General features: G+C 62.2%; 17 protein-coding genes. 15 read left to right on the top strand and 2 right to left on the bottom strand.

Going from position 1 to position 22,034, the window contains the following annotated elements; genetic code table 11:
* Window positions 1-123: 123 nt before the first annotated feature.
* The 9 genes from OIS50_RS05500 (at window position 124) to OIS50_RS05460 (ending at window position 11,649) form a co-directional block, all read left to right on the top strand.
* Window positions 124-3,336 carry a tetratricopeptide repeat protein gene (locus tag OIS50_RS05500; protein WP_264693326.1) on the top strand — a complete coding sequence of 1,071 codons (3,213 nt, stop codon included), beginning with the start codon at window positions 124-126 and terminating at the stop codon, window positions 3,334-3,336.
* A gap of 110 nt (window positions 3,337-3,446) precedes the next feature.
* The gene (locus tag OIS50_RS05495; protein ID WP_264693325.1) at window positions 3,447-5,150 is read left to right on the top strand and encodes a TonB-dependent receptor; all 1,704 of its coding nucleotides are present in this window, start codon (window positions 3,447-3,449) and stop codon (window positions 5,148-5,150) included.
* A 131-nt stretch (window positions 5,151-5,281) separates the two neighbouring features.
* Window positions 5,282-6,403 (top strand): HU domain-containing protein, encoded by a 1,122-nt coding sequence (locus OIS50_RS05490; RefSeq protein WP_264693324.1) that lies wholly within the window; start codon window positions 5,282-5,284, stop codon window positions 6,401-6,403.
* Between the two features lies 1 nt (window position 6,404).
* Window positions 6,405-7,115, top strand: a complete 711-nt coding sequence (locus OIS50_RS05485) for a MotA/TolQ/ExbB proton channel family protein (RefSeq protein ID WP_264693323.1) — start codon at window positions 6,405-6,407, stop codon at window positions 7,113-7,115.
* A gap of 114 nt (window positions 7,116-7,229) precedes the next feature.
* Complete coding sequence (locus OIS50_RS05480; RefSeq protein ID WP_264693322.1) at window positions 7,230-7,631, top strand: ExbD/TolR family protein; 402 nt, start codon at window positions 7,230-7,232, stop codon at window positions 7,629-7,631.
* A 130-nt stretch (window positions 7,632-7,761) separates the two neighbouring features.
* A complete protein-coding gene (locus OIS50_RS05475) occupies window positions 7,762-8,664 on the top strand; it encodes an energy transducer TonB (protein ID WP_264693321.1) in 903 nt (300 codons plus the stop codon).
* 77 nt (window positions 8,665-8,741) lie between these two features.
* Window positions 8,742-10,055, top strand: coding sequence for a bifunctional folylpolyglutamate synthase/dihydrofolate synthase (locus tag OIS50_RS05470; protein ID WP_264693320.1), 1,314 nt, complete (start codon window positions 8,742-8,744; stop codon window positions 10,053-10,055).
* Between the two features lie 71 nt (window positions 10,056-10,126).
* Window positions 10,127-10,786 carry a tRNA (guanosine(46)-N7)-methyltransferase TrmB gene (gene trmB / locus OIS50_RS05465; protein WP_264693319.1) on the top strand — a complete coding sequence of 220 codons (660 nt, stop codon included), beginning with the start codon at window positions 10,127-10,129 and terminating at the stop codon, window positions 10,784-10,786.
* Between the two features lie 14 nt (window positions 10,787-10,800).
* On the top strand, window positions 10,801-11,649 hold the full coding sequence (locus OIS50_RS05460; protein ID WP_264693318.1) for a maleylpyruvate isomerase N-terminal domain-containing protein: 849 nt from the start codon (window positions 10,801-10,803) through the stop codon (window positions 11,647-11,649).
* 14 nt (window positions 11,650-11,663) lie between these two features.
* Here the strand turns inward: OIS50_RS05460 and trpF are convergent, their stop codons facing one another.
* Window positions 11,664-12,287, bottom strand: a complete 624-nt coding sequence (gene trpF / locus OIS50_RS05455) for a phosphoribosylanthranilate isomerase (RefSeq protein ID WP_264693317.1) — start codon at window positions 12,285-12,287, stop codon at window positions 11,664-11,666.
* Between the two features lie 178 nt (window positions 12,288-12,465).
* On the opposite strand from trpF, the gene mnmA reads away from it, so the two are divergent.
* The 5 genes from mnmA to OIS50_RS05430 all read left to right on the top strand — a co-directional run bounded on the left by mnmA (window position 12,466) and on the right by OIS50_RS05430 (window position 19,687).
* Window positions 12,466-13,641, top strand: coding sequence for a tRNA 2-thiouridine(34) synthase MnmA (gene mnmA / locus OIS50_RS05450; RefSeq protein ID WP_264693316.1), 1,176 nt, complete (start codon window positions 12,466-12,468; stop codon window positions 13,639-13,641).
* 14 nt (window positions 13,642-13,655) lie between these two features.
* Window positions 13,656-14,372 (top strand): hypothetical protein, encoded by a 717-nt coding sequence (locus OIS50_RS05445; protein ID WP_264693315.1) that lies wholly within the window; start codon window positions 13,656-13,658, stop codon window positions 14,370-14,372.
* A gap of 211 nt (window positions 14,373-14,583) precedes the next feature.
* Window positions 14,584-16,269, top strand: coding sequence for a S8 family peptidase (locus tag OIS50_RS05440; protein WP_264693314.1), 1,686 nt, complete (start codon window positions 14,584-14,586; stop codon window positions 16,267-16,269).
* 191 nt (window positions 16,270-16,460) lie between these two features.
* Window positions 16,461-17,156: a ribulose-phosphate 3-epimerase gene (rpe, locus tag OIS50_RS05435; protein ID WP_264693313.1), complete on the top strand. Its 696-nt coding sequence runs from the start codon at window positions 16,461-16,463 to the stop codon at window positions 17,154-17,156.
* Window positions 17,156-19,687, top strand: a complete 2,532-nt coding sequence (locus OIS50_RS05430) for a TonB-dependent receptor (RefSeq protein ID WP_264693312.1) — start codon at window positions 17,156-17,158, stop codon at window positions 19,685-19,687. Before rpe ends, OIS50_RS05430 begins: the two co-directional genes overlap by 1 nt.
* A 73-nt stretch (window positions 19,688-19,760) precedes the next feature.
* Here OIS50_RS05430 and OIS50_RS05425 read toward each other — a convergent pair whose 3' ends face one another.
* Window positions 19,761-20,621, bottom strand: a complete 861-nt coding sequence (locus tag OIS50_RS05425; protein ID WP_264693311.1) for a DUF2911 domain-containing protein — start codon at window positions 20,619-20,621, stop codon at window positions 19,761-19,763.
* A gap of 481 nt (window positions 20,622-21,102) precedes the next feature.
* On the opposite strand from OIS50_RS05425, the gene hisG reads away from it, so the two are divergent.
* Window positions 21,103-21,954 carry an ATP phosphoribosyltransferase gene (gene hisG / locus OIS50_RS05420; RefSeq protein WP_264693310.1) on the top strand — a complete coding sequence of 284 codons (852 nt, stop codon included), beginning with the start codon at window positions 21,103-21,105 and terminating at the stop codon, window positions 21,952-21,954.
* Window positions 21,955-22,034: the final 80 nt, after the last annotated feature.

Here is a 22,034-nt window from a genome sequence, read left to right as displayed (position 1 = left end):
TTACAAATACCAGATACAGGCGTATAAGCGTTGAAAGAAGCCGAATAGCCGCAACCCGCGGGCATTTTTCCCTACTTTTGGCTTAACCGGGCCAGCGCGGCCCGCCTTCGCTACGCTCTGCCAATGAAGTTACTTCCTCGCCTGGCGCTGGCGGCCTCGCTCAGCGCCACGACGCCGCTGGCCTTGCAAGCCCAGCATACCCAAAAGTTCACCAACGACGAACGCTACTATTTCGAGGGCCTTGAGCTGTTCGACCGTGGTCAGTACGGTGCGGCCCAAACCTCTTTTCAGCAGTACCTCGAAACCGTACCGCGCCGCACCGGCGACGTGCGCGACCGTACTGCCGATGCCGAGTACTACTTTGCCGTAAGCGGCCTGTACCTGCTGCACCCCGACTCGGAAGGCCGCATTCTGGCCTTCGCCGAAAACAACCGGGCGCACCCGAAAGCGGCTTCGGCCTACTACGAGCTCGGTAAGTTTTACTTCGACAAGAAGGACCACAAGCGCGCGGTGGACTACTTCGCCCGCGTGGCAGCCGACAACCTCACGGGCGAGCAGCGCGCCGAGGCCGAATTCAAGCAGGCTTATAGCCACTTTGCCCTGAAGGAGTTCGACAAGGCCAAGCTCATCTTCGACCGCAATAAGCAAGGCAACCACGAGTTTCGCTATGCCAGCAGCTACTACGCCGGCTACTTGGCCTACCGCGCTGGCGACTACGCCGGTGCCCGCCAAGACCTAGGCGTGGCCGAGCAGAACGACGCCTACCGCCCCGTAGTGCCGGCCATCATGAGCCAGATTTACTACAAAGAAGGCAACCTGAACGGGCTGATCGAGTACGGCACCAAGGCGCTGGCCCAAACGCCCCCGCCGCAGTCGGCCGACGAGATTCAGCTGCTCGTGGGCGATGCGTTTTACCAGAAGCAAGACTGGGCCCGTGCGGCCGAGTACTTTGATAAGTACGCCGCCGGCCGGAAGAAAATCGAGCCGATGGTGCAGTACAAAATCGGCTACGCCAACTTCAAGCAAGGCGACTTCAAAGGGGCCATTGGCTCGCTGAAGAACGTAGCCGCCGGCCGCGACTCCTTAGGCCAAAATGCCGCTTACCACCTAGGCCTGAGCTACCTGCAAACCAATGCCAAGCAGCAGGCCCTGAACTCGTTTGATGCGGCCCGCAAAGCCAACTTCGATAAGCAAGTAGCCGAAAACGCCGCCCTGAAGTACGCGCAGGTAAGCTACGAGCTGGGCAATACGGCCGAGGCGGTATCGGCGCTGGAAGACTTCGGCAAGAAGTACCCGCGCTCAAAAAACCGCGCCACCGCCGACGACCTGCTGAGCGACGCCTACCTGAGCAGCACCGACTACGCCAGAGCCCTGCGCTACCTCGAAGGCCTCGACGAGCGCACCAGCAAGCTCAACGCCACGTACCAGCGCGTGGCCTACTACCAGGCCGCCACGCTTTACAACAACGGCCAGTACCAGCAGGTGCTGCCCTTGCTCGAGAAAAGCCTCCGGTACCCGCAAGACGACGCCCTGCGCGCCGCCGCCGAGGTATTGCGCGGCGAGGTGTACAGCCTCAACCAAGAGTACCCGCAAGCCATCCAGAGCTATACCGCGGCCTTGCGCACCACCCGCGACGGCGCCGCTGCCCAAACCGACTACGACCAGAAAGCCCGTTACGGCCTCGGCTACGCGTACTACAACACCAAGAAGTACGACCAGGCCCGCCCGTACTTTCAGCAGTACGTGTCGGACAAAGACGCCAAGCCGGGCACCGACCCAAACTATTACGACGCCACGCTGCGCCTCGCCGATACCTACTACGTAGCCAAGAACTACGCGCAGGCGCTGGAGCTCTACGACAAAGTCATTCAGGCCAACGCCGCCGAAAAGGACTTTGCCTACTACCAGAAAAGCGTGACCCTGGGGCTGATGGGCCGCCGCGACGATGCCGCCAAAACGCTGCAAACGCTGCTGCGCACTTCGCCCAACTCGCGCTACGCCGACGACGCCGTGTATCAGCAGGCGCAGCTCGATTTCGAGAACGGCAACTTCCAGCCGGCTGTGGAGGGCTTCAGCCGATTGGTAAGCAACCGCCCCAACTCGCCGCTGGTGCCGCAGGCGCTGTTGCGCCGGGGCATTGCCTACCAAAACCTGCAGCAGCACGAAAAGGCCGCGGCCGATTTTAAGCAAGTGCTGCAGCAGCACCCACGCAGCAAAGCAGCTTCCAACGCCATTTATGGTTTGCAGGAGAGCTTGTCGTCGTTGGGCAAAACGGAGGAGTTCGACCAGTACCTGGCGCAGTTCAAAGCCACCAACCCCGACGACAAAGCGGTGGAAAGTGTGGAGTTTGAAGCCGCCAAGTCGTTGTACCTCGCCGAGAAGTACCAGCAAGCCATTCCGCGCCTCGAAACCTACCTAAAGCAGCACAGCAACACCTCGCTGGCTGCCGATGCCCGTTTCTTCCTGGCCGACTCGTACCTGAAAACCGGCAACAAGCAGGATGCCCTGCCGCGCCTGCGCGCCGTGGTGGAGGAAGGCAAGAGCGAGTACCTGAACCGGGCCGTAAGCCGCGTGGCCGACCTGGAGTTCGAAAACAAGAACTACGCCGAGGCCGCCAAGTACTACGAGCGCCTGCGCCAGACTACCCAAAACCGCCGCGAGCGGGCCACCGCTGGCCTGGGCGTGGTGCGCAGCTACTACGAGGCCGGCGACTTTGCCGGGGCCAGCCGCGTAGCCAACGAAGTAATTGCCGAGGGCAACGCTACGCCAACGGTAGCCAACACCGCCACGCTGTACATCGGCAAGGCCGACTACAAAGCCGGCAACCTCGACCAAGCCGTAACCAGCCTCACGAACGCGGCCAAAGCTACCGACGTGAGCGGCGCCGAGGCCCAGTACCTGCTGGCTGAGGTGCTGTATCAGCAGAAGAAATACGAGCCCGCCTTGGATGCTGCCTTCAAGCTGAACACCAGCTTCAGCCAATTCGATTTATGGGTGGGCCGGGCCTTTTTGCTGATTGCCGACATCTACAAAGACCAGGGCGAAATCTTCCAGGCGCGCACCACGCTCAACTCGCTTATCGAAAACAAATTCCCGGTAGCCGAGGTGATTGAAGGGGCCAAGCAGCGCCTCGCCGCCCTGGAGGCCAGCAACCCTACCAACACCAAGGGCAGCCCCAAGCCGGCTACTACCAAACCCGGCACCAGCGGCACCAAAGCCCCGGCCAAGCCGGCCGGTAAGCTCGGCAACCTGCGCCAGTCGCTAACGCAGCCCACCGATATCACCAACACCGATACGGCCGCACCCGAGCAGGATGCCAACGGTTCAGATGAGTAGGCGAGGCGTGCAGTCGGTTTAAATGAATAAGTAATTGTACTTGAATGGCCTGCCTAGGCTGGTGTGAAGCATCGCACGAAGCCTGGGTAGGCGCCAAGCCCAAGCCATACATGAGCGTTAGTTCTTCCCAACGCCTAACCTTAGCGGCCCTGTTAGCCGCCGCAGCCGTGCCCGCTACGGCCCAAACGGGCAAGCCCCGCAGCGGGGGTAAAATCGAGGATGCGGAAATCGAAATCGTGAAGGAGCGGGAAAACCAGCTGCCCGAAGCGGCCCGCAACTACGATAAGGTGGTGCTGCCTCCGGCCGCCACGCCCGACCGCACCGTGCGTTACACGTTCCCCGATTTCCGGCTGCCCAGCCAAAACCTGAACCCCTCGGTGCGGGTGCTCACCATCAAGCAGGAGGAGCTGGAACCGCTGCAGGGCAACTACGCCCGCGTGGGCGTGGGCAACTACGCTTCGCTGCTGGGGCAGGCGCACTTTCATACCACCCGCAGCCAGGACCACGCCTTCGGGCTCGATTTGCGCCACTTGTCGTCGGCCCGCGGGCCGGTTGATGGCAAGAACTCAGCCACCAGCCAAAGCCGCCTGAACCTGAACGGCGAGATGTACCGGGGTGCCACAACCCTAGGTGCCAAGCTGAACCTAGGGCGCGACCGGGCCAACTTCTACGGCTACAACCCGAACATTGAGCGCAAGCCTGAAAAGGACAGCATCAAGCAGGTGTTTTACCGCGCCGATGCGCAGCTGTTTCTGCGCAACCGCGACCGGGATGCCAAGTTTCAGTACGACCTGGCCGGCGGCCTCCGCTACTGGAAAGACAACTTCAAGGCCAAGGAATCGGACTTGTACGCCCAGTTGCGCACGGCGTACTACGTAACGGAGAAAGGCCGCGTGCGCATCGACGGCGACCTGTCGTTTATCTCGCAGAAGGACTCGCTCACGGTTAGTCGCCCGTTTGTGCAGGTAACGCCGGCGTTTGAGCAGAACATTGCCGGCCGCCTGGATGTATCGGTGGGGGCTACGTTGGGCTACACCGGCGACACCATCAACGATGCCAGCCAGGTTTCGGTGATGCCCGCCGTGCGCCTGGGCTACGCCGTAGTTGAGGACAAGTTTGTGCTGTTCGGTGGCCTGGGCGGCGGTTTGCAGCGCGTAACGCTCTACGACCTCACGCAGGAAAACGCGTGGCTCGGCCCCAACCAGCGCGTGGCCGATACCCGCCGCGGACCTACGCTGTTCTTCGGGTTTAATGCCTCGCCGGCTCGTTCGCTGCAAACCTCAGTGAAGGTAACGCTGGCCAACGACCGCAACCTGTACTTCTACAACAACTCGCGCCGCGACTCTACCAAGTTCGACCTGGTGTACGACCCCAAGGCTACCCAGCTGCTGAACATCCACGGCGAGCTGATTTACAACGCCGCCGAGCGCGTGCGGGTAGGCACCAAGCTCGATTACAACGGCTACAAAGTGAAAACGCTGGATAAGCCGTTTCACCGGCCCGCGTTCCAAGGCGTGTTCTTTGGTTCGTACAACACCGGCGACAAGCTGATGCTGGGGGGCGAGCTGTACGTGCTGAGCTCGAGCTACGGCTCGGTGCTGCGCCGCCGAGCCACAATCCCCGCAGAGTTCAACAACGTGGTGCGGCCCACCGACGCGGTAATCGACCTGAACCTGCGCGCCGATTACCGCTTTTCAGAAAATCTGTCTTTCTTTGTTTTGGGCAACAACCTACTGGGCCGCAAGTACGAGCGTTTCTTGAATTACCCATCCAAGGGCGTAAACATACTGGCAGGCCTAGGTTACCAGTTCTAACCAGCTGATAACAGCCACGTTGCCGAGCCGCTGGGCTGCCGCTGAGTACAGGGCAGAACGGCGGCTCGGGTGGCAGAAAGGGGTAGCCCGGCCCAGCTCTCAACTGCTTCGTACCGCTTAACTTCTACACTTTGCAGCTAACCGACCACATTCAGCACCTGCTTCGGGACCACGACTGTGTTATTATCCCGGATTTTGGCGGCCTGATTGCGGACTACGAGCCCGCACGCCTGCACCCGGTGCGCCACACCCTGGCACCGCCGGCCAAACGCGTGGCCTTCAACCAGGCCCTTACGCGCAACGACGGACTGCTGGTTGACGCCATTAGCCGCCACTGCGGCATTGGTACACCGCAAGCCCGTCAGCAAGTGCGCGAGGCCGTGGCCAACATGCAGCAGGAACTGGATGAGCAGCAGCGGACGGAATTGCCCGGCATCGGCGTGTTTCGCCGCGCGCCGGGGCGTGGCATCGACTTCGAATACACCGGCCAGCAAAACCTGCTGCCCGCCAGCTTCGGCCTGCCCGAGCTGACCTCGCGCCCCGTGCGGGCTACCGATGCCGTGCTAGCCCGCGAGCGGAGCCGCCAGGCACCCGAGCCGGTATTGGCTCCGGCCCGTCGCCGAGGCCTGCGCAAGCTCGCCGCTTCGGCACTGCTGGCCGTGTCGCTGGGCTTGGTGCTTACCGCTAACTACCAGATTGCACTGCGCCTAGGTAACATCCCGGAAAACTGGCAGATAAGCCTCTTCAATAACGATGCTGCACCTACCCGCCCGGTGCAGGCCGCTAACCTGGCCTCCGCTGCCTGGACGGAACCGGTAGTGCCCGATGGAGCGCCTGAAACCCAACCCGAAATCAGCAAGCCCGAGGTAGTAGCCGCGCCCGCTGCCAAAGCAAAGCCCGCTGCAACGCTGGCGCCCAAAGGTGCGTCAGTGGCTACGGCAACGAAAGCTGCGGTAGAAGGCCGCAAGGCCGTAGCCGGCAAGCCCGTGCTGGTAAAAGGGGTTTCGAACCGCTGGTACGTAGTTAAAGCAACTTTCAACTCGTTTGCCGGGGCCGAAAAAGTGCAAAGCAACTACGCCAGCAAAGGCCACGTCGCCAAAATTCTGATGCCGCGTTGGGGGCATCGGGGCGTGGTGAATACTAAAAAGTACCGCGTTGCCGTTGCCGATTTCGCCGACAAAGCCACTGCGCAGCGAAACCTGCCGGAGCTGCGCAAGCAGTTCGGCAACGAAATTCAGGTTTACCCATATTAGCATGTTCGAACCCTTTCTGCTGCAGATAACCACCGCTGCGGCCGACTCCACCACCAACCCTGCCGCTGCCGCCGCGGCCGCCCCAGCCGCTCAGCCCGATTCGCTTTCGGTAATCGACCTCATCTTTCAGGGGGGCTGGATTATGGTTCCGATCCTGCTGCTGTTCTCAGTTTCGGTTTACATCATTCTGGAGCGCTACCTCACCATCCGGAAGGCCGCCGCGCTGCCCGATGGGTTCATGAACCAGATTCGGAACCTAATGGTGAAGGGCGATTTGCAAGGAGCCAAGCTGCTGACGGCGCAAACCGCCTCGCCGCTGGCCCGCATGATCGAGAAAGGTATCCGGCGCATCGGGTTGCCGCTGAAGGAGATTGAGACGAGCGTGGAGAACGTGGGCAAAGTAGAAATTGCCCGCCTCGAGAAGAACATCAGCATCCTGGGCATTATTGCGGGTATCGCACCCATGCTGGGCTTCGTGGGTACCATTGTCGGCGTAATCAACATCTTTTACGCCATCAGCTCAACCGGCGACTTTGGCATTGCCCAAATCTCGGGTGGTTTGTACACCAAAATGGTAACCTCGGCCGCGGGTCTGATTGTAGGCATGGTGGCCCACGTAGGCTACCACTGGCTCAGCATCATGGTTGAGCGGCTGGTGTTCCGCATGGAGAACTCGGCCATCGAGTTCATGGACATTCTGCAGGACAACTAGACTAAGTTAAAGAGGTTGAGAGTTGATGAGTTACCGAAGTGCTCGTCAGTGGGAGTAGTATCAACTCCCAAACTCACGGCCTCACAAACGCTTTAACGCCAAAATTTCTTCTCGATGGATTTAAGCCGCCGGCGTAAGCTATCCTCACACGTCGAGACCAGCTCGATGAACGACATCATGTTCTTCCTGATGCTGTTCTTCCTGATTGTGTCGACGATGGTGAACCCCAACGTAATCAAGCTGATGCTGCCCAATGCCCGCTCGGGCAAGCAGGCCATGAAGCAGCCCATTACGGTTTCGGTGGATGCCAACGGCCAGTACTTCATCGACCGCAAGCCTGTTTCGGCGCCGGAGCTGGAGCAGGAGCTGGCCACGCGCGTGCAGGGCCTGGAAACTCCAACCGCCGTATTGCGGGTGGATAAGTCGCTGAACGTGCAAAAGCTGGTAGACATCCTGGAAATCGGCAACCGGCTCAAAATCCGGATGGTAATGGCTACGGCGGCCGAAAGCAAATAAGCGTAGCGGCTTGCCCGCGGCCCTGAAACCAACACTTGCCCCGGTGAGCTGAACCCCAGACGCACCGGGGCGCGTTGTTTAAATAACCGGACGGTATCAGTACCTAGTAACTTCCAACAGCTCGACGCCCATGGACGCTGAATTTCGCCACGAGCACCGCCGCGAGGCCCTGATCGGCACGATAGTGCTCAACGGCTTGCTGGCTTTGCTGTTTTTTCTGATCGTGTTCAAGAACCCGCCCGAGGACGTGGTGCTGAACGGCGGCGGGGGCGTAGAACTGAACTACGGCCTTGACGAAACCGGCTTTGGCGACAATCAGACTTCGGCCCCGGCCAACGAATCGCCGAGCCGCGAGGACAGCCGCCCGCCAGCCCAGCAACCCGACCCCGAGCCACAGCAGGCCCGGCAGCCCGTAACGCCCACTGAGGAGGCGCAACCCGAGAAAGTGGTAACGAGCGAGGCCGAGGAAACCGACGTGAAGATTCCGCCCGTGGAGAAGCCCTCGCCCAAGCCGCGCGAAGAGCCGGTAAAAGAGCCCGAGCCCGAAAAGCCCAAGGTGAACCCCAGGGCCGTGTTTACGCCCCGGGGCGCTACGGCCAACACCGGCGGCAACGGCACCATGGGCACCAGCAACAACCCCGCCGGCAACAACAACGGCGACGACCCCGGCACGGTAGGCGACAAAGGCGACCCCCGCGGTACGTACAGCGGCAAAGCTTACAGCGGCGACCCCGGCGAAGGCGGCGGCAGCGGCGGTGGCTTCGGCAGCGGCAAGCTCAACATGCCCGGCTGGGCATTCGACCACAAACCCAACGACCAGGACCCCTCCGACGAAGTTGGCTTTGTAACCCTCAAAATCAAGATTGACGAGAACGGCGACGTAGAATCCGTAACCGTAACGGGCTCGAGCGTAACGCCCCGCGTGGCCAACTTCTACCGCGACATGATTCAGAACAAGGCCACCTTCCGCCGCGTGGGCAGCGGCTCGGGCGGGGCTACGGGTACCATCACGTACCGCATCGGCGGCAAGTAATTTTAGCCGTGGGTAGCGCCGCGGGTCGGAATTGTCCGGTCCGCGGCGTTTTTTTGTGCCCTTAGTTTTGCAGAGCCATGACTTACGCCGAAACGCTGGAGTACTTGTACGCGCAATTGCCTATGTTTCAAAAGGTAGGCGCCGCAGGCTTCAAGAACGGCTTGCAGGGTATCCAGCGCCTTACGGAGGCCCTAGGTCATCCGGAGCGGGGCTTCCGGAGTGTGCACGTGGCCGGTACCAACGGCAAAGGAAGCAGCTCGCATCTGCTGGCCGCCATCCTGCAAAGTGCCGGCTACCGCACCGGCCTGTACACCTCGCCGCACCTGCGCGAGTTTACCGAGCGCATTCGCATCGATGGGCAGGAGCTGGGGCCGGAGTACCTGGTGCGGTGGGTGGCGCAGTGGCGCGGGCTGTTTGAGCAGGAGCGGCCCTCGTTCTTCGAGATGTGCGTGGCCTTGTGCTACGACTATTTCGCCGCCGAGCAGGTGGATATTGCCGTGATTGAAGTGGGCCTGGGCGGGCGGCTCGACTCCACGAACATCATCACGCCGCTGGTGTCGCTTATCACCAACATCAGCTACGACCACCAAGCCATACTGGGGGATACGCTGCCGCAGATTGCCGCCGAAAAAGCCGGCATCATCAAGCCCAACGTGCCGGCGGTTATCAGCCAATCGCAGCCCGACGTGGCCGCAGTGTTCAACCAAAAAGCCAACCCCCTAGGTGCCCGGCTGACTTTTGCTGACCAGACCTACCGGGCCGAGCTGCTGCGCGACAACCCCGCGGCCGCAAGGCAGCACGTGCGCGTGTGGCGCAACGGCGAAGTGTGGTTTGCCGATGCCGAGCTGGGCCTGGTGGGCGACTATCAGCGGCTGAACCTGCCGGGCGTGCTGGCCGTGGTAGAGGAGTTGCGCAGCCAAGGTTTTGCCATTACCGATGCACACATTCGGGCGGGTATGCGCGAGGTGCGCCGCCTCACGGGCCTGCGCGGCCGTTGGCAGGTAATAGGGCAAGCCCCGATCACCGTATGCGACACCGGCCACAACGAAGCCGGCATTCGAATGGTGGTGCAGCAGCTGGCGCGCTTGCCGTACCGCCGCCTGCACGTGGTGCTGGGCATGGTGAACGATAAAGACCTCGGCAAGGTGCTGCGCCTGCTGCCTTCGGAGGCCACCTATTACTTTTGTGCCGCCAACATACCTAGGGCGCTTCCGGCCGAAGAGTTGGCCCGGCAAGCCGGCGAAGCCGGCCTGCAAGGCCTGGTTTGCGGCTCGGTGGCGGCGGCGCTGGCCAAAGCCCGCGAGCAAGCCACCGCCGCCGACGCCATTTTTGTGGGCGGCAGCACCTTTGTGGTAGCCGAAGTGCCCGACCTGTACGCCCCCGGAGCGTAGCACCACCTAGGGCACACAACGTTGGTAGCCGGCAGCCAGCATACATTTTTCAACAGCACAGATTTCCCTTCATGGGTCGAGTAAAACTGAAGCGCTTTGCCGACAACGCACAGCGCGCCGACATTGTAGAACCCGGCAAAGACACCTACGGCAACCTAGGCGGCCGCTGGCAGTCGGAGTTCTTCCGCAACAACAACCCCATTACCCTGGAGATGGGCTGCGGCAAAGGCGAGTACACCGTGGGCCTGGCCGCCCGCTACCCCGAGCGCAACTTCCTGGGGCTGGATATTAAAGGCGAGCGGATGCACCGCGGCAGCGTGCTGGCCGAAGAGCAGGGCCTTACCAACGTCGGTTTTCTGCGCACCCGCGCCGAAACTTTGCTGGAGCACTTCGGGCCCGGCGAGCTGGATGAAATCTGGATTACCTTCCCCGACCCGCGCCCGCGCCTCGGCGACACCAAGCGCCGCCTTACCGCGCCGCGCTTTCAGGAGCTGTACCGCCAGATTCTGCGCCCCGGCGGGTTGGTGCACCTGAAAACCGACTCCGACCTGCTGTTCGAGTATACCCTCGAGTTGTTGCAGGAGCGCAACGCGCCCAATCTGGTGTTCACCAACGACCTGTACCAAACCACCGGCCTGCTGCCGCACACCTACGATATTCAGACCACCTACGAGCGCAAATACCGCGAGCGGGGCGTGCCCATCAAGTACCTGCACTTCTCCTTCGAATAAAAAGCCACGCCCGTATGAGCCAGCCGCCGCCCATCGTCACGCTTCCGCTGTTTGCTAAGCTCGATCAGCGGCTGCTGGCGTTTTTGCGCGGTTTGTCGGCCGGGGAGTGGGAGCGGCAAACGCTGGCGCCGCGTTGGCGCGTGATGGATGTAGCCTTGCACCTGCTCGATGGCAACCTGCGCACGCTCTCCATGCTGCGCGATGGGTACTTTGGCGTGCAGCCTACCGGCGACCTAGGCAGCTACCGGGGCTTGGTGGGCTTCCTGAACCAGTTGAACGCCGACTGGATTACCGCTACCCGCCGCCTCAGCCCCGCGATAGTAATGCAGCTGCTGGAGCAATCGGGGCGGGAGTATTCGGCTTTCCTCGGTACGCTCGACCCGTGGGCACCGGCCACGTTTTCCGTTGCTTGGGCGGGCGAAAGCGAATCACTGAACTGGTTTCATGTGGCGCGCGAGTACACCGAAAAGTGGCACCACCAGCAGCAAATCAGGCAGGCCGTTGGCCGCGGCGAAAGCGAGCTGCTGCAACCGGAGCTGTTCGAGCCCTACCTGCAAACCTCGGTGCGGGCGTTGCCGCACCACTACCGCCACGTAGCCGCGCCCGAAGGCACGGTGGTGCAAGTAGTGGTGGAAACTCCGGAAAGGACGTACGAATGGTGGCTTAGCCGGGGGGCAACCCAATGGACGCTCGCCAGCGAAGGCACTGCCCAGGCTACCACCACGGTATACATTGATGGCCACTTGGCCTGGCGCTTGCTCAGCAAAGAGCTCGACGCTGAATCGGCCAACAAGCACGTGCGGGTAGCCGGGGCGGCTTGGTTGGCCGCGCCCATGCTGAGCCTTACGGCCGTTATGGCCTAGGGCAGGGTTTGGGGTTACTCAACCTCCAACTCTTCGAAAACGGCTTCCATTTCGCTGAAGTCGCGCAGCCCCGGGCGGATTTCGTCGCCGCCTTCGAGCACCAGGCCTTGCGGTTTTACTTTCTCTACCAGCTCGCGCACGCTGCCGTTGGCAAAGCCGGGTGCCAGCCAAACGGCGTAGCTGCGGGCCTGCTCGGTGAGGTGGGCCAGCTGAAACTCGGTGAGGGGCTGCGGGGGCAGATCGGCCAGTACCAGCCCGGTGGCGTGCTGGCCCAGCGTGCGAAACCGGTTGTCCACATCCTCGGGCAGCATATCCGGAATCCAGTTCACCAGCACCAACGCGGGCACGGCAAGGGCCGCAAGTTCTTCGGGGCGGCGCAGCTTGTGCAGCAGCACGCTTTGCAGGCCGCATTGTTCGGCCAGGGCGTTTATCTGATCGACGGGCAGGCTATCGAACTCGCCCACCAGCTGCACACCCGCCACCCAGCTGCTAAGTTCTTTCACCAGTTCGGGCGTCACGGCGCCGGGCAATGCCGGATCGAGGCGGAAGGTAATGTAGTCGGCACCCATACCGGCGCAGTAGCGCGCGTCGGACAGGTTGTTGATACCGCGAACGATGACAGAGGTAAGCAGGGCCAAGGCGAATAGGAGATAGGTGATACGCAATAGGTGGCACGCGCCCGGCCTCAGGTGTACTTATCACCTGCGCCTTGTCGCTTGGCACCCAGAACGCGACAAAGGTAGGAAACCGCGAGCGGCCCGCGCGTGTTACCTTTGCCGCTTCGGCCGCGAACTTTGACCTCGCGGGCGCTACTCTATGACTCCAGATACAACCCCGACGCCGTCGAAAGGCCGCGTCCTCGTCGCGATGAGCGGCGGCATCGATTCGTCCGTGGCAGCCGTGATGCTGCACGAGCAAGGCTACGAAGTGGTCGGCATGACCATGAAAACCTGGGACTACGCCTCGGCCGGCGGCTCCAAAAAGGAAACCGGCTGCTGCTCGCTCGACAGCATCAACGACGCCCGCGACGTGGCCGTGCAGCTGGGCTTCCCGCACTTCATCATCGACATTCGCAACGAGTTCGGCGACCATGTAATCGACGACTTCGTGGGCGAATACCTGGCCGGCCGTACCCCGAATCCCTGCGTGCTCTGCAACACCCACATCAAGTGGGATGCCTTGCTGCGCCGCGCCGACCAGCTCGGCTGCCAGTACATTGCCACCGGCCACTACGCCAACGTGCGCCACGAGAACGGCCGCTACGTCATTAGCAAAGGCCTCGACGAAAGCAAGGACCAATCGTACGCCCTCTGGGGTGTTTCGCAGGAAAGCCTCGCGCGTACCATCTTCCCGCTGGGCAAGCTGCGTAAGTCGGAAATCCGCCAGATGGCCGCCGACCGCGGCTTCATGGAGCTGGTAAACAAGTCGGAGAGCTACGAAATCTGCTTTATCCCCGATAATGATTACCGGGGCTTCCTGAAGCGCCGCGTGGAGGGCCTGGAAGAGCGCGTGCGGGGCGGCAAATTCGTACTCACCGACGGCACCGTGGTGGGCACGCACGAAGGCTACCCGTTCTACACCATCGGCCAGCGCAAAGGCCTTGGCGTAACCTTGGGCTACCCGGCCTACGTGGTCGAAATCCGGCCCGAAACCAACGAGGTGGTGCTCGGCAACCACGACGAGCTGGCCCGCACCGCCACCGTGGTGGGCCGCCTGAACATGGGCAAGTTTGCCTCGCTCGAAGGCCAGGGCCTGGTGCCGGCATTCACCAAAGTGCGCTACAACCACGCGGGCGCCCCGGCCTTTTTGGAAGAGAAGGACGGAAAGATGTACGTTTACTTTCCGGAGCCCGTACACGCCATTGCGCCCGGCCAGGCTGCCGTGTTTTACGATGGGCAGGACGTGCTGGGCGGCGGCTGGATTGAGCGCAGCCCGGCCGCGTTGGCCGCGCCCATTCCGCTGCCCGTGCTAGGCGCCAAGGCTTCCGTTTAACTGCGATATACACTATGCTGCGCCGACTTTATGCTGCCGCTGCACTTGCCCTGGGCCTGGCCCTGGCCGGGTGCGACAATACCACCGAAGCTCCGGCCGACCTAGGCAAGGACTACTACCCGCTGGCAGTGGGCACCACGCGTATTTTTCAGGTAGAAGACCGCGTGTGGCGCAACAACCAGGTAAGCAGCAGCCGCACCTCGCAGGTGCGGGAGCAGGTAACCGAAAAGTACCGCGATGCCGCCGGCAACCTTACTTATAAAGTGCTGCGCTCGGTGCGGCCCAACGCCACCGCCGAGTGGCAGCCCGACAGCGTGCACACGCTCACGGCTAACGAGCGCAACCTCTTGCTCACGCGCAGCAACGTGCGCACGGTGGAGCTCATCTTTCCGGTACGCGCAGGTGCCGAATGGAACAAGCAGGCTTTCATCGCCCCCAACGACCCGCAGGCCAGCGTCAACGACATCAACCGCCGCTACCGAGACGTGGGCCAGCCCTTCAGCCTGGGCGGACGCAGCTACGACAACACGGTGAGCACCTTTGACGAAGGCGACGACCCCTTGTTCAAAATTTACCGCCACACCGTGCGGCAGGTGTATGCCAAAGGCATTGGCCCGGTGTACCGCGAGCGGATAAAGTATGACTACTGCCAGGGCACTTCGGGCACTTGCACCATCGGTACCGATTACATAGAGCAGGGCTGGGATCATAAAGAAACCTTGCTGCCCTAGTGCCTGACCGCCGGCGCTGATGCCTGATTTCAAAAGCCCGCTTGCCAGCCATGGTAAGCGGGCTTTTGCTTTTGAGTGCTGGCCAACTGCGCAAGCCGCCCGGAACCTAGGGCCCCGCGCGGGGTGTATTGCCTGAGCACGTACCCAGACCGGGATGGAGGAGGCGTTCCTTCAATTCTGTATCTTGTCGGGGTTTCGATTCAGCACGCACATGCGCATTTCTTCCCTGGGGGTGGTATTGGGCTTGGTAGCCGGTACGGTAGCCTACGCCACCACGCCGCCGCAACGCCCCACGGCCACCGTACGCCGGCACCTCGTTTATTTCAAGGACAAAGCCGGTACGCCTTTTACTGTAAGTCAGCCCCGCGATTTTTTATCGGAGCGGGCACTGCAGCGCCGGCAGCGGCAGGGCATTGCCGTGCAGGCGCGCGATTTGCCGGTGTCGCCGGCTTATACGGCGCAGGTAAAGAGCACCAGCGGCGTGCGCCTGCTGTATACCTCCCGGTGGTTTAATGCCGCGGTGGTGGAGTGCGACTCCGCGGCCCTAGGTCGGTTGCAGGGGCTGCCGTTTGTGCGGGCCGCCAATACGCTCAACCGCACGGCCCAAACCGCACCGGCTCAGCCGACGGCGGCGCCAACAGTTGCCGCCCGCACCACCGCCGAGCGCGACCCCAGCTACGGGCCGGGTTTCTGGCAGGCCGATATGCTCGGGGCCGTAACCATGCACAAGGCCGGCTACCGCGGCGAGAACATGCACATTGCCGTGTTCGATGCCGGGTTTCCGGGCGTCGATCAGATGGGCGTGTTTCAGGCGATGCGCAGCGAAGGCCGCCTGCTGAGCACTTTTGATTTTGTTGACCGCGACAAATCGGTGTTCGAAAAAAGCAGCCACGGCACGCTCTGCCTTTCCACCATGGCCGGCAACCAGCCGGGCACGTTCATCGGTACGGCTCCCAAAGCCAGCTACCACCTGATGATAACCGAGGATACGCGCTCGGAGCAGCACATCGAGGAAGTGAACTGGCTGCTGGCCGCCGAGTACGCGGACTCGGTGGGCGTAGATATCATCAGCTCTTCGCTGGGTTACAACACGTTTGATGCGCCCTCGCGCGACTACTCGTATCAGGATATGAACGGGCGCACCGCCATTGCCAGCCGCGCGGCTACCATGGCCGCCCGTACCGGCATACTGGTGGTAAACTCCGCCGGCAACGACGGTGCCAACGGCTGGCGCTACATCGGCGCCCCCGCCGATGCCGACTCGGTGCTGACGGTGGGGGCCGTTGACTCGCTGCGCCAGCAGGCCGTTTTCAGCTCCATTGGCCCCACGGCCGATGGCCGCATCAAACCCAACGTAGCGGCGCAAGGCGTGGCCTCGGTAATCGTGAACACGGGCAACGTGCTGCAGCGCGGCAACGGCACTTCGTACGCGTGCCCCATCACGGCCGGCATGGCGGCCGGGTTCTGGCAAGCCAATCCTACGCTTTCGGCGCAGCAGGTGATTGAGTGGCTGCAGCGCAGCGCCAGCCAGGCCAACCGCCCCGACAACCTGCAGGGCTACGGCATCCCGAGCTTCACGCGGGCCTACAATCTGCTGCACCCCAACAATCCGCTGTCAACCAGAAGCAGCCACAACCCGGGCGGGGAGATGAGCATTTTCCCTAACCCAGCCGGCCGCGAGTTAGCCTTGCAGCTGCCCGAGGAGTTTCGGCGCAAGCCCCTGCGCGTGCGCATCACCGATGCGAAAGGAGCCCTGGTGAAGGAAATGCTGCTGGCGCCCTCGTCGGGCGAGCGGGTGCCGCTGCGCCTGGGCAGCCTCAAGCCGGGCGAATACATTTGCACGGTGCAGGCCGGCAGCAGTACGCCGCCCCGCTCGGTTCGCTTCGTGCAGCAATAAGCGGGCGGTTGGATACAACCTGATGTCTTTTCCGAAGCCCGGCGCGCTCCTTGCGTGCCGGGCTTCGGCTTTCACCTAGGGCGGGTAGCGCGGGCGAAACCGTACCGGCCGCACGCCCTAGGTGGGCAATGCCCACCCGATTGCGGGCACCTTCAGCCGCAACCTATTCAGGGCTTTACTACCTTCGTGGCATGAGTTCCTCCCGCCGAATTGCTCCCTTGCTGGCGCCCTCGCTGTTGGCCGCCGATTTTGCCAATCTGCAAGCCGAAACCGAGCGCCTTGCCGGCAGCGCCGCCGACTGGCTGCACTGCGACGTTATGGATGGCCGGTTTGTGCCGAATATCTCGTTCGGCATTCCGGTGCTCGAGGCCATTAAGCGCCACGCCAAGCAGCCCCTCGATGTGCACCTCATGATCGAGGATCCGCAGAACTACCTAGAGGCTTTCCGCAATGCCGGCGCCGAGGTAATTACGGTGCATTACGAGGCGTGCCCGCACCTGCACCGCGTCGTTCAGCAAATCAAGCGCCTGGGCTGCCGCGCCGGCGTGGCCCTGAACCCGCACACGCCGGCCTGGGTGCTGCAGGATATTGCCGCCGAGCTGGATTTGGTGTGCGTGATGTCGGTAAACCCGGGTTTTGGCGGCCAGAGCTTTATTCCGCATACCCTGCAGAAAGTAGCCGAGCTGAAAGAGCTTCTTACCGATTGCGGCTCCGAAGCCCTGATTGAGGTAGACGGCGGCGTAAACCAACAGAACGCGGTGCCCCTGGTGGAGGCCGGGGCCGACGTGCTGGTGGCCGGCTCGTTCGTGTTCAACTCGCCCGACCCGGTGGCCACGCTGGCCGATTTGCGGGCCCAGCTTACCGCCGCTATTACGGCCGATAATTAATGGGCGCAAGTCGTCGTCGTCGAAAGCACGGGTGGTCGGTGGTAGTGGTGCGGGGCTTATTGTGCTTGCCGGCTGCGGCTGCGGTATCCGTTACTGCGGGCTTTGCCCAGCAGCAACCCGCGGCAACCGTGGAGCTCAGCGGCACCGTGTACGAAGCCAACGGCCGCGCCCTGGAGCAGGTAGCCGTAGCCGTAGAGGGCCAGGCCGGGGGCACCAACACCAACGAAGCCGGCGAATTTCGGCTGACGGTAGCCCGCCCGCCCGCCGGCCAGCCGCTGGTACTGGTGGTGCGCCGCCTAGGTTACACCACGCTGCGGCGCAGCCTCACGGCGGAAGAGCTTAGCGACGGCCGGGCAACCCTGCGTCTCACGCTGCAAAGCAGCGCCCGCACCATTGATAACGTAACGGTGCGCGGGCAGCGCGGCGAAGACACGCGCGAGCAAATCAGCCTGACGCAGCTCGACCCGCGCGCCATCAAGGAAGTACCCTCGGCATTCGGCGACTTTAATAAAGTACTGACGACGCTGCCGGGCGTGGTGGCCAACAACGAGCTGACGAGCACCTACTCGGTACGCGGCGGCAACTACGACGAAAACCTCGTTTACGTCAACGGCATCGAGATTTACCGGCCGTTTCTGGTAACGGCAGCGCAGCAGGAGGGCCTGAGCTTCGTGAACCCCGACCTTGTGGAGCGCGTCGATTTCACTTCCGGCGGGTGGCAGCCGCGCTTCGGTGATAAGCTCTCCTCGGTGCTCAACATCGAGTACAAACAGCCCACGCGCCCGGCCGCATCGGTAACGGGCAGCCTGGTAGGCGGGGCGGCGCACGTCGAGTCGGTTTCGAAATCGGGGCGGGTAAGCTACCTGGCCGGTGCGCGCTACAAAAACGCGCAGTACGTGCTGCGCTCGTTGCGCGGCGCCCAGGGCGCTTACGACCCCACGTTTGTGGATGGGCAAGTGTACGTGCGCGCCGCCCTAGGTCCGAAAGACGACCTGCAGCGCACCAGCCTGGGGCTGCTGGCCTCGGCGGCGCGCAACAACTTTCGGTTTGCGCCCCAGAGCGGGCAGGTTACCTTCAGCACCGGTACCAACGAGTTTCAGCGCCTGTTTATCGGCTACGCCGGCTACGAGCGCATGCAGTACGATACGTACCAGGGCGGCCTGAACCTGACGCACCACTTCACGCCCCGTCTCACCGCCGAGCTGCTGGCCGGCGGCCTGCTTACGCGCGAATGGGAGTTTCGGGATGTAGAGGCTGCGTACCGCCTGGCCGATATCGACCGCGACCCTAGCTCGCGCACGTTTAACCAGGCCGTGCGGCAGCGCAACGTGGGCTCACGCTTCGACCACTCGCGCAACCGCCTCGATGCCTGGCTGGCCACCCTCGAAGCGCGCACCACCTACCAACCCTCGGAGCGGCACACGCTGCGCTTCGGGCTGAAGGGCGGGCGCGAGAACATCGACGACCGCCTCGACGAGTACGCGTTTGTCGACTCGGCCGACTTTGTGCCGGCCCAGCGTTTCACGCGCCTGCGCACCGATCTGAACCTTGAATCGGCGCGGGTGCAGGGCTACGGGCAGCACACGTGGCGGCTCGATTCGTTGCGGACGCTTACCTACGGGGTACGTTTGCACTATTGGTCCGTCAACAACCAGCTCACGGTAAGCCCGCGGGTGCAGTATTCGGCCATCAGCCGCCGCAACCCGCGGCTGTCGTACAAAGCGGCCGCGGGCTTGTACTACCAGCCGCCGTTTTACCGCGAGCTGCGCAACCAGCTGGGCGTGCTCAACCGCGACCTGCGGGCCCAACGCTCCGCGCATTTTATCGTCGGAAGCGAGTATCGCCTGAAAGCTGCCGGCCGCCCGTTTCAGCTCACGACCGAAGCGTATTTTAAGTACCTCACCGACGTTATTCCGTACGACGTCGACAACGTGCGCCTGCGCTACTTCGGCCAGAACCTGGCCACGGCCTACGCCGCCGGCTTCGATGCGCGCTTCAGCGGCGAGTTTGTGCGCGGGGCCGAATCGTGGTTTAGCCTGGGCGTGCTGACCACCCGCGAAAACCTGCGCGGCGACTTCATCACGCAGTACGACTCCCTAGGTAACATCGTCGGCCGCAAGGAAAAGGGCTACATCCGGCGGCCCAGCGACCAGCGCCTGAACCTGGGCATATTCTTCCAGGACCATTTGCCCGACAACCCCTCGGTGCGCGGCTACGTGAACGTGGTTTTCGGCACGGGCCTGCCGTTCAGCCCGCCGGGTTTGCCCGAGCTGCGCGGTACCAGCAAGCTCACCCGCAGCTACAAGCGCGTCGACCTAGGGTTTTCCAAAGTGCTGAGCCTGCGCACCGATCAGCAGCGGCGCTTTTACGAACCCGAAAGCATTTGGATGGGTCTGGAAATCCTGAACGTGCTGGCGGCCAACAACGTGGCCGGCTACAGCTACATTCAGGACCTGAACGGTACCACCTACGGCGTGCCCAATTACCTGTCGCAGCGCGTCATCAACCTGCGGGTAATTGCCCGGTTTTAGGCCGAAGCCCAGATGCCCCGCACGAAAAAAGGCCGCTCATGCGGCCTTTTTTCGTCGGAGAACCTAGGGAAGCCTAGTAGGCTTTCGACTGCCATTCGGTAAGGGCCAGGCGCATGTTGGGCAGCTGATGCTTGAACGATTCGTCGTCTTTATCGCCCATTTTGATAGCGCGGCGGGCAATTTCTACAGCTGTCAGGTAATCTTCCTTTTGGGCCATCAGGCGGGCTTTCAGCCAGTTGTTGGTGTAGCTGTCGTTCAGCTCAATGGCCCGGTTGATGTAGCGCAGCGCCAATTCGGCCTCCAGCCGGTTCTGGATGAGGTAATCGGCAGCCTGGGCCAGCAGCTGCGCATCGTTGGGGCGCTCGGTTAGGGCCGTTTGCATGGCGCTAAGCACCTTGGCGTGCACGTTGGTGCGGATGACGACGGAAATGGTTTTCTGCTCCCACGACAAATTCAGCTTGGCCGAGTTGGGCCGCACGTCGGAAAACCAGTACACCAGGGTTTCGTGCATGGCGGTTTGCTCGGGCATCACGGGCACGCGCAGCTGGTCGTTTTTGGCGTCGTAGCCCTCGGCGCCCCAGTGGGTGGTTACCTTGTTCAGGATAAACTGCCAGTCGTGCTCGGCCGATGGTAGCACGAACAGCGAGTACTTGCCGGCCGGCACGGTTTGGGTACCGATGCGCACCGAATCGGAGAAGGAAATAACCGTGTTTTCGTTGGCCCCGGCGCGCCACACCTGGTCGTAGGGCACTAGTTGGCCCCAAATGGCGCGGTTGCGGACGGCGGGCGTATGGTAATCAACGGCTATTTCGGTAAGGCCCACGGTTTGGCTGACGAGGGCATGGGGGCTGGCTTGCGGCAGCGTAAACTGCTGCGCCTGGGCAACCGCTATACACAACCCTAACGCCAGAAGAAAACATAATACGCGCGACATAAGCTGATGCAGGTGGTGGGGTAGCAACGTTCGGGGCGAGGTTTCTGGTGCCAAGATACGACAAGCCGAAAGCGCGAGAGTTTAAAACCACATCATCATGTGAGCGTTAACTTTCGGCCGGCGCGAAAAAAACGGCACTTGCGAAAATCGTTCCGCTGTTTACCTTTGCGCAACTCATTCCTGCCGCATGCCCCTAGCTGCTTTATTGCGCACCACCTTGTTGCCGGTTGCCCCGCGTTGGGCTGCCGCACACGGGCATGCCGGCCATCATCACCACCATTCCTCCACGGGAGAGGAATAAATTACGTATAAGTGTTCGGCTACGGTCCGAACCTACGTCGCCCCAGCCGGTTTGGCAATTGCGTAACCCACCTAGGCTTACCGCACCCGGCACCCTTTTCAATTTCTGGCGTTCTGCGTACTCGTGCAGCCGTTGCGGCTGCTAGCTGGCGTCGTTTCCCGTTGTTACTGTTTCCTGTTCATGATCCGTCTGGCAATCCAGAAATCGGGCCGCCTCAGCGAAGACTCTTTGTCCTTGATTCGCGAGTGTGGCATTAGCTTCGTTAGCTCCTCCTACAAGCTCAAAACCGAAGCCACCAACTTCCCCCTCGAAATCCTTTACCTGCGCGACGACGACATTCCCGGCTACGTGCAGGATGGCGTGGCCGACCTAGGCGTGGTAGGCCAGAACGTGCTGGTAGAAGCCGGCCTGCCCGAGCTGGAGGTAGAGCCCCTGGGATTCAGCAAGTGCCGCCTGTCGTTGGCCGTGCCGCGCGGCGAGGCCTACGCCTCGGTGGCCGATTTGCAGGGCAAGAACATTGCTACCTCGTACCCGCAAATCCTGGGCACGTACCTGGCCGGGCACGGCGTACAAGCCAACCTGCACACCATCAGTGGCTCCGTGGAAATTGCCCCGAGCATTGGGCTGGCCGACGCCATCTGCGACATCGTGTCGTCGGGCTCGACGCTGCTGGGCAACGGCCTGCGCGAGGTGGAAACCGTATTCCGCTCCGAAGCCGTGCTGATTGCCAACCGCGCGCTTTCGCCCGAAAAGCAGGCCCTGCTGGAGCAGCTGCAGTTTCGGATGCAGGCCGTGCGCCGCGCCCGCCGCAACAAGTACATTGTGCTGAACGCCCCCGTGGCCTCGCTCGATGCCGTGAAGGCGCTGCTGCCAGGCATCAAGTCGCCCACGGTTACGCCGCTGGCCGAGCAAGGCTGGGTGTCGGTGCAATCGGTGGTGAATGAGGACGACTTCTGGCATGTTACCGATCAGCTGAAAGCCGTAGGCGCCGAAGGCATTCTGGTGTTGCCCATCGAGAAAATGATTAGTTGATAGGGGTTAGGTGTTAGGGTTTAGGTGGTAGCGTTGGGCGCCGTGAATTTCACCAGGCGCAAACCCGCAAACCGAATTTC

It is taken from the genome of Hymenobacter sp. YIM 151858-1 (assembly GCF_025979705.1).
GTDB lineage: Bacteria > Bacteroidota > Bacteroidia > Cytophagales > Hymenobacteraceae > Solirubrum.
The sequence above is the reverse complement of the archived record's forward strand: the minus strand, read 5'-3'. Positions and strand labels throughout refer to the sequence as shown.

What these genes read in the sequence shown, in the direction of transcription:
- OIS50_RS05475 (WP_264693321.1), top strand. Translation starts at nt 7,762, where the DNA reads ATGGACGCTGAATTTCGCCACGAGCACCGCCGCGAGGCCCTGATCGGC.
- rpe (WP_264693313.1), top strand. Translation starts at nt 16,461, where the DNA reads ATGAGTTCCTCCCGCCGAATTGCTCCCTTGCTGGCGCCCTCGCTGTTG.
- OIS50_RS05485 (WP_264693323.1), top strand. Translation starts at nt 6,405, where the DNA reads ATGTTCGAACCCTTTCTGCTGCAGATAACCACCGCTGCGGCCGACTCC.
- OIS50_RS05425 (WP_264693311.1), bottom strand. Translation starts at nt 20,621, where the DNA reads ATGTCGCGCGTATTATGTTTTCTTCTGGCGTTAGGGTTGTGTATAGCG.
- OIS50_RS05440 (WP_264693314.1), top strand. Translation starts at nt 14,584, where the DNA reads ATGCGCATTTCTTCCCTGGGGGTGGTATTGGGCTTGGTAGCCGGTACG.
- OIS50_RS05470 (WP_264693320.1), top strand. Translation starts at nt 8,742, where the DNA reads ATGACTTACGCCGAAACGCTGGAGTACTTGTACGCGCAATTGCCTATG.
- OIS50_RS05480 (WP_264693322.1), top strand. Translation starts at nt 7,230, where the DNA reads ATGGATTTAAGCCGCCGGCGTAAGCTATCCTCACACGTCGAGACCAGC.
- trmB (WP_264693319.1), top strand. Translation starts at nt 10,127, where the DNA reads ATGGGTCGAGTAAAACTGAAGCGCTTTGCCGACAACGCACAGCGCGCC.
- OIS50_RS05445 (WP_264693315.1), top strand. Translation starts at nt 13,656, where the DNA reads ATGCTGCGCCGACTTTATGCTGCCGCTGCACTTGCCCTGGGCCTGGCC.
- mnmA (WP_264693316.1), top strand. Translation starts at nt 12,466, where the DNA reads ATGACTCCAGATACAACCCCGACGCCGTCGAAAGGCCGCGTCCTCGTC.
- OIS50_RS05495 (WP_264693325.1), top strand. Translation starts at nt 3,447, where the DNA reads ATGAGCGTTAGTTCTTCCCAACGCCTAACCTTAGCGGCCCTGTTAGCC.
- OIS50_RS05500 (WP_264693326.1), top strand. Translation starts at nt 124, where the DNA reads ATGAAGTTACTTCCTCGCCTGGCGCTGGCGGCCTCGCTCAGCGCCACG.
- OIS50_RS05430 (WP_264693312.1), top strand. Translation starts at nt 17,156, where the DNA reads ATGGGCGCAAGTCGTCGTCGTCGAAAGCACGGGTGGTCGGTGGTAGTG.
- hisG (WP_264693310.1), top strand. Translation starts at nt 21,103, where the DNA reads ATGATCCGTCTGGCAATCCAGAAATCGGGCCGCCTCAGCGAAGACTCT.
- OIS50_RS05460 (WP_264693318.1), top strand. Translation starts at nt 10,801, where the DNA reads ATGAGCCAGCCGCCGCCCATCGTCACGCTTCCGCTGTTTGCTAAGCTC.